The 11,990-nt window shown below is 48.9% G+C and carries 10 protein-coding genes; 8 read left to right on the top strand and 2 right to left on the bottom strand.

The genetic code is table 11. The features are described from left to right. Window positions 1-4: 4 nt before the first annotated feature. The 3 genes from PJI16_00160 (at window position 5) to PJI16_00150 (ending at window position 4,007) form a co-directional block, all read left to right on the top strand. On the top strand, window positions 5-670 hold the full coding sequence (locus PJI16_00160; GenBank protein ID MDT3775972.1) for a c-type cytochrome: 666 nt from the start codon (window positions 5-7) through the stop codon (window positions 668-670). Between the two features lie 214 nt (window positions 671-884). Next, the gene (pyk, locus tag PJI16_00155; protein MDT3775971.1) at window positions 885-2,315 is read left to right on the top strand and encodes a pyruvate kinase; all 1,431 of its coding nucleotides are present in this window, start codon (window positions 885-887) and stop codon (window positions 2,313-2,315) included. Window positions 2,316-2,339: 24 nt separating this feature from the next. Beyond that, window positions 2,340-4,007 (top strand): FAD-dependent oxidoreductase, encoded by a 1,668-nt coding sequence (locus tag PJI16_00150; protein MDT3775970.1) that lies wholly within the window; start codon window positions 2,340-2,342, stop codon window positions 4,005-4,007. A gap of 43 nt (window positions 4,008-4,050) precedes the next feature. Here the strand turns inward: PJI16_00150 and PJI16_00145 are convergent, their stop codons facing one another. Together PJI16_00145 and PJI16_00140 are read right to left on the bottom strand one after the other, a co-directional pair. After that, window positions 4,051-5,037, bottom strand: coding sequence for a nucleotidyltransferase domain-containing protein (locus PJI16_00145; protein ID MDT3775969.1), 987 nt, complete (start codon window positions 5,035-5,037; stop codon window positions 4,051-4,053). Next, window positions 5,003-5,692: an exonuclease gene (locus PJI16_00140; protein MDT3775968.1), complete on the bottom strand. Its 690-nt coding sequence runs from the start codon at window positions 5,690-5,692 to the stop codon at window positions 5,003-5,005. The genes PJI16_00145 and PJI16_00140 overlap by 35 nt, the downstream gene beginning before the upstream one ends. A 201-nt stretch (window positions 5,693-5,893) precedes the next feature. On the opposite strand from PJI16_00140, the gene PJI16_00135 reads away from it, so the two are divergent. The 5 genes from PJI16_00135 to PJI16_00115 all read left to right on the top strand — a co-directional run bounded on the left by PJI16_00135 (window position 5,894) and on the right by PJI16_00115 (window position 11,973). Then, window positions 5,894-6,166, top strand: a complete 273-nt coding sequence (locus PJI16_00135; protein MDT3775967.1) for a rhodanese-like domain-containing protein — start codon at window positions 5,894-5,896, stop codon at window positions 6,164-6,166. Window positions 6,167-6,426: 260 nt separating this feature from the next. Further along, the gene (locus PJI16_00130) at window positions 6,427-6,873 is read left to right on the top strand and encodes a response regulator (protein ID MDT3775966.1); all 447 of its coding nucleotides are present in this window, start codon (window positions 6,427-6,429) and stop codon (window positions 6,871-6,873) included. Window positions 6,874-7,157: 284 nt separating this feature from the next. After that, window positions 7,158-8,591: a cytochrome c gene (locus PJI16_00125; protein ID MDT3775965.1), complete on the top strand. Its 1,434-nt coding sequence runs from the start codon at window positions 7,158-7,160 to the stop codon at window positions 8,589-8,591. Between the two features lie 101 nt (window positions 8,592-8,692). Continuing rightward, window positions 8,693-10,303 carry a PAS domain S-box protein gene (locus PJI16_00120; protein ID MDT3775964.1) on the top strand — a complete coding sequence of 537 codons (1,611 nt, stop codon included), beginning with the start codon at window positions 8,693-8,695 and terminating at the stop codon, window positions 10,301-10,303. Window positions 10,304-11,184: 881 nt separating this feature from the next. Continuing rightward, the gene (locus PJI16_00115) at window positions 11,185-11,973 is read left to right on the top strand and encodes a sulfite exporter TauE/SafE family protein (GenBank protein ID MDT3775963.1); all 789 of its coding nucleotides are present in this window, start codon (window positions 11,185-11,187) and stop codon (window positions 11,971-11,973) included. The last annotated feature ends 17 nt before the right edge of the window (window positions 11,974-11,990 follow it).

Raw genomic sequence — 11,990 nt, 5'->3', positions numbered from 1 at the left:
CGTGATGCGTGTTTGCATGGTCATTGTGGTGTTTCTGTGGGTTTCAGGACTAGCGTGGGGGCTTCCGGCCAATGGCGAAAACAGGGAACAGCAGGTATCCATTCTTAATCTTCCTCCTGATCCGATATCGTATCAACCCGGTTCCGGGAGTGAACTCGCCAGCCGGTACTGTCTGATGTGCCATTCGGCAGAGTATGTGTATATGCAACCACCTCATCCTCATGGGCAATGGATGAAAATCGTCAACAAAATGAAAGAATCATTTGGCTGTCCAATCCCGAATGAGGACATGGCTCAATTGGTCGACTATTTGGTGACGCAAAATTCACTCCAGCCTTCACCTTCTGCGCCTCCCGCTCAGCGGGACGACCAGACAGACACACCCGGTCAATCCTCCATTCAATCTGGCGATTCCCAAAAAGGAAAATCCCTTTATGAACGACATTGCGTCACCTGCCATGGACCAGGTGGCAAGGGAGACGGCCCCATCGGACCGGTCTTGGTTCCTCCAGCAGCCAACCTCACGTTGTTAGGTAAGCAATCGGACAAAACCATCCTTGATACGCTCCGAAAAGGACGTCCGGGTACGGCCATGCCAGCCTGGGAACACGATCTGAATCCACAAGAGCTGAATCATCTCCTTTCATTTCTTCGAACATTAACACCATAACACCGATGAATCCTTCGAGCCTGACTCAGAGGCCATCCCATCAGCAACCACATCCATTCCTTGAATTTCTCTTTTCATACGGGTGCTTCCCGTTCGTAGCTCCGTGAGACCTGAAAACCTCCGGGGAATATTGACGGTTGTTGCCAAAAAATCTTCCGCTTCTCTCACCAATGTCTGGTAGCTTCACCTTAGCCAATTTGGAGATCCCATACCCATGCGCCATGTAAAAATTGTAGCCACGATTGGCCCTGCCACTGCCTCACTAGAATGCTTGAAACAACTCCTGCATGCCGGGATCAATGTCGCCAGGTTCAATATGTCTCATGGAACCGCGGAATGGCACAAAACCACGATCCAACGACTGCGATGCCTTGCTCTTGAGGAAAAGACGCCACTGGCCATCCTTGTAGATTTGGCAGGTCCAAAAATCCGCCTGGGGAAACTCCCGGACGAAGGAACCCTCTTGCAGAAAGGCCGGGATATTATACTGGTTGCGAAGTCGGATCAAAGCTCAAGGCAAAACGAATCGGAGGAAACGCTGCCGGTCAATCTTTCTCATTTCCCGGATCGAATGGAGCCAGGTCAAATCGTCCTCATTGATGACGGAAACCTGGCCCTCACCCTGGAAAAGCAAGAACCCAATCGACTGATCTGCAAAGTCCTGGTGGGAGGCAAGGTCACCTCACATAAAGGGGTCAATTTCCCTGGTCTCCCCCTCGACATTCCGGGGTTTACGCAGAAAGACGCCGACGATCTTCAAGTAGCCATCGACATTGAAGCCGATTATATCGCCCTCTCGTTTGTTCGAAGTCCGCAGGATATTCTCACACTCCAAAGGGCTTTGGCTGATCGATCAGCGGTGATTCCTCTCATTGCCAAAATTGAAAGGCCTGAAGCCCTGACATGTCTTGATGAAATCCTGGATGCGTCAGACGGGGTGATGGTCGCTAGGGGAGACCTGGCCCTGGAAATGAGCCCGGAAGAAGTTCCGCTTCTGCAAAAGCAGATCATCGCACAGGCCAATCGTATGGGAAAGCCCGTGATCACCGCCACACAAATGCTGGAATCGATGACTCGCAATGCTTTTCCCACTCGCGCGGAAGCCTCGGATGTGGCCAACGCCGTACTGGACGGTACTGATGCCGTCATGTTGTCGGCCGAAACTTCAATGGGAAACTTTCCTTTGGAAGCGGTCCAGGTCATGGATCGGATTATTCGACAAGCAGAAAAAGAAATGTTCCGCAAAAGCCAAAACCTCCATTCGCCCAAAGGAGTCGTGCGTTCTACTCCGGAAGCAGTCTGTGAAGCTGCCGTCTCTCTTGCAAAATCCATTAATGCCCAAGCTATCGTGGTCTTCACCGAGTCCGGCCATACAGCCATGCTATTGGCCCGCCATCGACCGACGGTCAAGATTTTCGCATTGACTCCCTCCCCAACCGTCACCCGTCAATTAGCTTTAGTATGGGGCATGACTTCAAGTGTATTTCCTCAAATCAATAAAACCGATGACCGAATTCATACCGCCCAGGATCACCTCAAAACGCTCGGCCTACTTCAGGAAAACCGGCTCATTGTCATCGTCACCGGAGAACAATTGGGAAATGCCTTTGGAACCAATATCATCAAAGCCCATGTGGTCGTCTAAAGTCGAGCAAGGAGAATAGGAAACATGTCCCTCAACATCATCATTATCGGAGGCGTGGCAGGCGGGGCGAGCGCGGCCGCCAAGGCGCGTCGGACCAACGAAGCCGCAAATATTGAGATGTTTGAAAAAGGGCCCTATGTCTCCTTTGCCAACTGTGGTCTCCCGTATTATGTGGGAGAGACTATTTCGGATCGTGATGACCTTCTCCTTCAAACCCCGGAGCGGTTTTGGAAACGTTTCAGGGTGCAAGCCTACGTGTCACACGAAGTCGTTCACATAGACCGAACGGCGAAATGCGTACAGGTGAAAAACCTGATGACTCAGGCAATCACCACGCACCCCTATGACACACTCATTCTGGCACCCGGTGCCGGGGCCATCATGCCCGACATACCCGGCATTCACGCCAGGAATATCTTTACGGTCAAAACCGTTCCTGACTCTGATGCCATCAAAACCTTTCTCGCTGGCCAACCTTCTCAGCACGCCTTGGTGATTGGAGGGGGATTTATTGGACTGGAATCGGCTGAGGCCCTGATAGGCCTTGGATTGGCCGTGACGATTGTCGAAAAAGCTCCTCAAATACTTCCTGCTTTTGATCAGGACATGGCCACCCTGGTGGCTCATCATCTCCAAGAAAAGGGGGTGAAGATTATTGCGGGTGACGGTATCAACGGATTTCGGCAGGACGGCGATCTCGCCAAAGAAGCCGAATTAGAAAGTGGAACCCGGCTGCCGATGGACCTGGCCATTCTCTCGATCGGCGTCAGACCGGAACTCAAGCTTGCCAGAGAGGCAGGACTTGAAATTGGTGCAGCAGGAGGCATTGCCGTGGATACACGACAGCAAACCTCTGACCCCGATATCTATGCAGCCGGTGACGCGGTCGAAACGCTCCATCTCGTGACTGGCAAATATGCCAGAATTCCTTTAGCCGGCCCCGCCAATAAGCAGGGGAGGGTCGCCGGAGCCAATGCTGCGGGCGGAGACTTAAGGTTTCACGGTGCCCTCGGAACGGCAATTGTTGAGAGCATGGGCATCACCGCTGGCAAAACGGGATTAAGCGAACACGAAGCCAAGGCCCACGGCTTGAATTACTTTGTCTCCCTCACCCACCCCCTGGATCATGCAGAATATTATCCTGGAGCAGATGCGCTTCACATGAAATTAGTCGTAGAGCAACAGACGGGAAGATTGTTAGGTGCTCAAATTGTGGGGGATCAGGGAGTGGATAAACGCATTGATGTATTGGCCACTGCGATACATGGAAATTTAAATGTCCAGGATTTGGAACAATTGGATTTGGCCTATGCCCCCCAATTTAACTCGGCCAAAGGGCCGGTCATTATGGCAGGTTTCGTCGCCGCCAATACGCTACGTGGTGAGGTCAACACGCTCACGGGAGAAGAATTACAACAGAAAATAAAGACGAATCCTTCTCTCCAATTGTTAGATGTCCGGACCAAGGACGAATATCAAGAAGCGCATATCCCTCATTCCCGCCTCATTCCCGTGGATGAGCTGAGAGACCATCTTCAGCAACTGGATCCCTCCCAAGAAACCGTCGTCTATTGTCGAGTCGGATTACGCGGATACCTTGCTGCGCGCATTCTCCTTCAGCATGGCTTCACCAAGGTCTTCAACCTCACGGGCGGCTTTTTAAGTTTCCCTTCGGACAGAGTAACAGGTTAAGTTTTTCTTGGGCCTGAAACCCCAAACCATTGGGATTAGTTTTCTAGACAACCAGAATTCGAAAAACTTTGTTGTCCTTCCCTATTGACCAAAGTAGCTCATATACTTGATCTCCAAATCCCTTGGCCTCTTGGAAAACATCTTCGCATTTCTTGGGATCCTTAAATATTTCAATCAACTTACCCTTTGGTGCATCGGTTCTCTCCAAAAACGTTTCATACAAGGAAATAATTTCATCCACCTGACCAGACTTATCTCCAAATTTTGTCTGGTTTTTTAGCCACTCAAGACGTTCAGTGGGAGAAAGAAAAACCATCTCCTTTGCATCGTCTTGACTTACCGTACCTTGCTCAGCCATGACTGCCATAAGATACACTAGAGCCGAATAGCAGGTTAAAAGTCTGCTATGTTTGAGCTTGTAATTTTTGAGCTTCCTTTTAGCCTTCTCATCTGGCTTTTCTTTTTTATTCTGAGGCCCAACCTCGTAATTCACACAAAATGTTCTCCAAAGCCGGAGGATATCATTCATAAGAAACGCTGGAACAAAATCAGATTTATGACGTTCAAAATCCTTCCAGTAGGCAGCAATTACATTAGAGATTACCTCTGAATAGAAATTTTCTTCTAAAAGCGGCCGACTCTCTAACAGCAGAAGGAGACGTGCTGTAAATGTGTTGGTATTATCATCATCACGTGTACCTAAATTTCCAATAAGTTCATCAACAGTATAGTGTGAAAGATACTCACCATCACCGGAGAATTCTGGAAATTTCAATTTTCTGGTAGCCTTAATTAATTCAGCTTTTATCAAAATTTCATCAAGATTTTTTAGGTCACGCTCTTTTTTCGTTCCACCCCCAACAATGAATAGGTCTAGATCACTGTGATTACAGGCCTCTCCACGACCGTAAGATCCTATTAAATAGACGCATGCCTTACCATCAGCAAGGTTACGTGCATTTTCCAATTCGTTTGTGAGCTCATCCAGGCGGGAATTAGCGTTTTTCCGACGTTTTTGGAGAAAATCCATCAAGGTTACCCTTCCACCTGAACAAGTTTGCAAAAATCTCTGCCTGCTCAATCGCATCTTCTAGGGCATGGTGGGAGTGTTCATGGTGGGGACGAAGCCAGCTTTCAAGATTCGACCGGCCGGACGCTGACACCGGAATCCTGGCCTTGACTGCATAGGCGGTTTTTATGTCAAAACAACCCGAATGGTTGAAGGGCGAACCTTCAGAAGAAAATCGGATAAAATACCAATATAACCATGTCCAATCGAAACTTAATGGGTAGGCAACAAGTATTGGTCTGTAGGGACCCGCAATTTCTCGAACCCATCGACTAGCCTCAGTCATGGCATCTACGGGGTCCTTCCCTTCGCGACAAAGACGATCACGATCAAGCTGATTTACACGTAACGCCTCCAACTCGAATGAATCAGAAATTGGTTTTATCTCACGATAGAAGGTTTGCTTCAGGTTTTCAGGTGATTCAAATTTATGGCCATCAAAACGGCCAGCATAGACCAGGGCGAACGAAAGAAGGGAATAGGGACCAGGGATGGGACCATCCGTCTCAACATCAGCAGAAAAATAGACGTCAATGCTTTGTTCCTTGACCCAATCGGATCCTCGAGATGAATTTTCATCGAAAACAGCACGCACTTTTTGAGATATTTTCTCCATAAGGGCCGATCCTAACAGTCTGAATTTAGGGAGTCCAGCCAATAAAACCAATTATGAAACCCGACTACCGATACTGGCCGAACGACATATGTTTCACGATCATCACCCACTATTCTGTCCTCCCTCTCGGGTAACTCCCTATCCACGCGGAGTAGCGGTCTAGACATAAAAGTCTGCCGATGCAAAAATCTCTTCTCCTTCATGAACTTCCTTAGACCGCCTTTACACGACGTTCTCCCTATACTCCCTAAATCAGGAGATTCCGAATTCAACAGCTCACACCTCGACCCACATAGTAGCCTCATTCCCGTGGATGAGCTGAGAGACCATCTTCAGCAACTGGATCCCTCCCAAGAAACCGTCGTCTATTGTCGAGTCGGATTACGCGGATACCTTGCTGCGCGCATTCTCCTTCAGCATGGCTTCATCAAGGTCTTCAACCTCACGGGCGGCTTTTTAAGTTTCCCTCAATAAAATTGGATCCCCCTACCATTCAAGCAAACCCATAAATCTTCGAAACCTTGAGCTGTTAACTCGTTAACTCAATTCGTTAAATCAAGCTTAACGCTTCACCGCTTTTTTCGTTGCTGGATATTTTTTCATACGTCATAAGCAATTGATATTCCTTATTTTTATATCATTTATGTCATTTGGCATTTGGTTTGCTGATGTTTATGACATGAAGAGAAGAAATCCAAAGGTCCCTTAACAATTTTCACCAAAGGAGAGCGCTCATGGAACAAACGACAAGTAAATCTCGAACTGCAGCAATGTTCAGTGGTCAAGCCACATTGGGCCGGATCCTGGTCGTTGACGACGAGCCGGATGTACGCAAAGTTGTGAAATTGTCATTGGAAAAAGCCGGCTACGAGGTGATTGAAGCCGAAGACGGTCAACAGGCCGTGCAAGAAATCAAAAGTGGAGAAAACCCTCTTTTACTGGACGTGATCCTCACTGATATCCGAATGCCCAAACTGAACGGACTTGAGGCCATTCAGTTTTTTCAGAAAGAATTCCCACGTGTCTCGTTGATTGTGCTGACGGGATTTCCGGATTTAACTATGGCCACGTCCTTGATGAAGAATGGGGTTATTGACTATTTGGTCAAACCGGTTGAAAAGGAGAAACTTCTGACTGCGGTTGCGAAGGCCATGGAACAACGGGAGCTCAACCATCTATAAGAAGTTAGAAGAGAGGGGTACTACCTCCCTCTTTTTGACGAAAAATTCTTTCTGAAAACCTATGAGGAAACTTCTAGCTTTTCATTTTGGTGTTGATTTTGCTCTATCTATTAGGAAAGTGCTGAACATGGGTTTTATGAGTCAAAATGCCCCATTTAAGATAAGCTTGGGATGGGGAATTTTTCCCCATAGCATATTCAAAAAAGATCTTTCAAATCAAAAAACCTCGAACATGATGAGAATGTCTTGTTTTTCTTAACCAATTATTAATGGAGGTGTTCCCAATGGCTCACACGAGGATTGTCCACTTCAGAACTCAAGGCCATGCTCTCGTACTCACGGTGGGCGTCCTTCTCTTTCTCCTTTTCCCCGGTCCTCTTTTTGCCGCCGACGGAAAAGATGCAGAAGCCCTGATCAACACCACATGTTCGACCTGTCATAAGATTCAGGGCGAGGGGGAGAGCCGCTTTAATTTAAAGGCTCCGGATCTCATGTGGGGGGGTAGCAAGTTTCAGCGGGATTGGCTGATTAAATGGCTGACAGGAAAAGAACCAATGTTATACGCCAAAAGCTACCGGTGGGATCAGTCTCAACAACCTGAGCAGCACATGACCGTCTCTGAACCGGAAGCTGAAGGCCTTGCCGACTATTTCGAGACACACCTTCAGGATCCGAGAGTAAAGCCGGGGTCCATTGATATGTCCACCTTCAGCAAACAGGAAGCGAAGTTTGGAGAGGAAATCTTTACCCAACATTCCTGCATTGGCTGTCATCAGATTATGGTGGATGGGAAAAAGACCGGCGGTCCACAAAGCGCCTCGTTCTTTAACTCCGGCAAAAGGCTGAAGGCTGATTGGATTTATCGCTTCAACTCCGATCCCCCCGACTTTGTGCCACACAGTGGAGAGTTTGTCGGGGATGTCAGTGCACTCGGGCTGCGATATGTCACGGGGTTTATTGCGACCCGAGGGAATGAGGATTTCCCCTATTATGAACCATGGAAGAGTGCCGATTTCGACCACCCGAATATGGAAAACGGTGCAAAAATTTATCAAGAATACTGCGCCCAATGTCACGGAGCGGAAGGCAAAGGTGATGGTCCGGCGGCTTCAGGCTTAGAACCCAAACCGGCGGTGCATGCCAATATTCCCTTTGAAAAAATTCCTCTCGATTATCTGTATAACGTGATTTACTATGGGGGGAAAGCTGTTGGGAAATCTCCCCTGATGCCGTATTGGGGACTGACCATTGGCGGGACAGAAGGCGTATCCGATGTCATTGCCTATTTGAAGACCACGTTTAAGGGTGCCCCGGAAATGGCCGGCACGGCTTCACCATCCGGAGGACCATCAGGAGTCTGTCCACAACCGCGCAACACCAAACGGGCACCTGGCAAGTTTCGCAATATGACCAGTCCGTTACCCAACTCTCAAGAGCACATCACAGCGGGAGAAAAGCTGTATCACGAAACCGCTCAACCCTTGGCCTGCACACAATGTCATGGCGACAAGGGGGACGGGCAGGGGGCAATGGGCGCAGCGTTGAATCCACATCCCCGAAACTTTACATGTGGAGAAACGATGAAAGATATTTCTGACGGGCAACTGTATTGGATTATCAAAAACGGATCGCCGGGGACAGGCATGATGGCGTTTTCCGGGATGCCAGATAACCAAATCTGGCAAGTGATCCAGTACATCCGGACTTTGGCCAAATAACCGAAAATTCGGTTCAAACCCTTCTGGGTAACCTGAAATTTCACTTCAGGGACTGGAGACACCTTCTCCAGTCCCTGAACCTAACGAGTAGGAAGAGCGCCATGCCACCAGCACCAGAAAATGTACAGCCGGACAATACCGACGTTTCGCAAATGCTGAAAAATCTCGAACAACACCATGCCCTCATCTTACAGGCTGCCGGTGAAGGGATATTCGGGCTGGATTTGGAGGGCCGGCATACCTTTGTGAACCCGGCAGCCGCGAAAATGTTGGGCTACGAGCCCCAAGAACTGATCGGCCAACCCAGCCACTCCCTCTGGCACCACACCAAAGCCGATGGCACTCCCTACCCGCAGGAACAATGTCCCAACTATGCGACATACAAGGATGGACAGGTGCATCGAGGGGACAACGAAGTGTTCTGGCGAAAGAATGGCACCAGTTTCCCCGTCGAATATTCCAGCACCCCTATTCGCCATGAAGGGGTTCTGGTCGGCGCCGTTGTGGTTTTTCAAGATATTACCTATCGCCGACAATGTGAAAAATCCCTTGAACAATTTCGTCGACACAACGATATGATTTTACAGGCCGCCGGCGAAGGCATTTTCGGGTTGGACCTCCAAGGACATCACACCTTTGTCAATCCTGCCGCCAACATCTTACTCGGCTATGAACCGGGCGAGTTATTTGGAAAACCCAGTCACACCACCTGGCACCACACGAAATCAGATGGCTCTCCTTATCCTGCAGAGGAATGCCCCATCTATGGAGCCTATAAGGATGGGTTGGTTCACCAGGGTGAGGAAGAGGTGTTCTGGAAAAAAGATGGGACGAGCTTCCCTGCCCGGTATACAAGCACCCCGATCTGGGATGAGCAAGGGGGATTGGCGGGAGCCGTGGTCACGTTTCAGGATATCACCGAAAAGAAACGGATGGCTGCCCAATTATTAGAAGAAGCCAAACTTGCAGAAGTGACCAGAGTTCTTGGGGATATCGGCCACGATATTAAAAATATGTTGATGCCTGTGTTGTCAGGTGCAGATTTATTAAAGGATGAATTGGATGAACAGTTCCCCACCTTAATCAGGGAAAAGGCGAAAGGGGCAGAGACCAGTTATGCCAACAGCCTGGATCTAATCAGAATGATCGTCACCAATGCCAAGCGGATTCAGGACCGCGTGCGGGAAATTGCGGATGCCGTGAAAGGTGTCACCAGTCCTCCACATTTCACACCCTGTCGGATACGAGACGTCGTGGATGGAGTGCTCGACACTCTTCGCACGTACGCTGGAGAAAAAGGCATTACCCTTCTGACCGATGGCCTTGATGCCCTGCCGGTTATTGATGCCGATGAACGTCGACTGTTTAATGCCTTTTACAATCTCATCAATAATGCCATACCGGAAGTGCCCCGTGGAGGATCAGTCACGGTCGGCGGGTCTCCAGGACCGCGTCCAGACACCGTAGAATTGACGGTAGCCGATACCGGAAAAGGAATGCCCGCAGAAGTTCGGGATCGGCTCTTTACCGCTCAGGCCATTAGCACCAAAAAGGAAGGAACAGGGCTCGGAACCAAAATTATCAAAGATGCCATTGATCTCCATCATGGCCACATTACGGTTGAAAGTGAAGAAGGCCACGGAACGATCTTTCGTCTTGTCCTTCCCGTATCTCAAGTCGTTTCATCCCAGGCCAAGCCTGGCAACAAATGACATCATCATGCGATTCAAAGAAGATTCATTCCTTGCACAAATTGAATCCCTCTTAGACAAAACCATACATTCCCCAACTGGTAACTGTCGGTTGTATCGAAATATCTTTGGAGGATGGTGTCCACTGCGCGGAACCACTCATTGAGTAGTGATCCTGACCTGCCCATCCTTGGAAGAAAGACCTTTCTCCTTTCCTTTAGGTCCATGGTCACCCCAGAAACCACATCTTCTGTCCGCGCTAGCCTGTTAATCCTTTTCAGGCAACCATAAATCACCATATATCATTCGTAACCTGATCAAATATTGCTTAGTCTGGATACATGACATAAAAACGGGGTTGATCCAGGGAAAAACAATTATTGGTTCCCATTCACGTCAATTACCCACCCACTTATGTCTGGGGAATCCCATCGGACAAGACTTCGTTTTGTAATATAGACGGGCTGTTACCCATAACTGGTGCCCCTGTAGCCACCGGTAGAAAAAAGAATTTCCTAATGGTTCGACCAATCCATAAAAACAAGAATCTAAGAGCCGGTTGCCCTGATCAGAGCAGACTCTTGTCTCATTCGCTTTCTCCCCATACAATTAACTTCTACTCACCTTCAAACGTTTCATTTGTTCATCCCTGGGAGATTTCCTGAAAGTAATCTATGGGGTATTGTCCGCACCGCCTCGATAAATCTTACGGCCTGCATGAATACCTCTGGGCATCCTGGCCTCAGCGCATGAAGTGGTGCAGCTCCTGGAACTGGAGGCGATGAATATCATTGTGGTTCATAATTTCTTCCTTAGTCCGTTTGGCTTTTAAAGGTATGTACCACCATTCTGACATCTCAGGCCCTACCCTTTCACTTTTTCCTCTTGCATCTTAGGTTCTCATGGACTTTCATTATTTGTTAGCACTCCTCTCTGGTGGCGTGATCGGTCTGTTATTGGGGGCCACGGGAGGGGGCGGATCGTTAGTGGCCATTCCATTATTGGTCTATGTCGTTGGCGTACCCGTTCAAAATGCCACGACCATGTCACTTATCGTGGTTGGCTATTCGGCTCTCTTTGGGGCATGGCATGAGAGCCGACAGCAGCGGGTTCACTTCATCTCTGCCCTTTTATTCAGCCTGACCGGAATGGTCGGCGCTTGGGTGGGCGCTCATGGCCACCAGCTCGTTCCAGACTCCCTGGTGCTTTTTTCGTTTGGCAATCTACTTTTGTTTATTAGCATGTGGACCTTTTGGAAAAATTATGAGGGAGAACAGAACGATGTCCCGAGCGGATGCGCAAAAGAATTTTCCGGGCGTTGTGCGCTGAAAGCCCTCACGCTCGGATGGGGGGTTGGCCTGTTGACAGGGTTTTTTGGGGTCGGAGGCGGATTTCTCATTGTTCCTGCTTTGATGTTTCTCATGGGATTTCCTATTCGGTTAGCTATTGGCACCTCGCTTCTCATTATTGCTCTTATTTCCATTGGTGGAGTGATCGGCCATTTCAGGGAGGCCCACCTGGATATTGTGTTAACGGGATTGGTGTTACTCGGCAGTCTTCTAGGGTTGATGTTTGCTTCACAAGTGACGCGATCTATTCCAGCACATCATCTGAGACGGGGAGTGGCCATCCTCATAGGTGTAATCGGCATATTGTTAATCGTGGCCAATGCCAGACCTCTCCTCTTTTAAAATGGGATGGAGTGCCT

Source organism: Nitrospira sp. MA-1 (genome assembly GCA_032139905.1).
Taxonomy (GTDB): Bacteria; Nitrospirota; Nitrospiria; order Nitrospirales; family UBA8639; genus Nitrospira_E.
The sequence above is the reverse complement of the archived record's forward strand: the minus strand, read 5'-3'. Positions and strand labels throughout refer to the sequence as shown.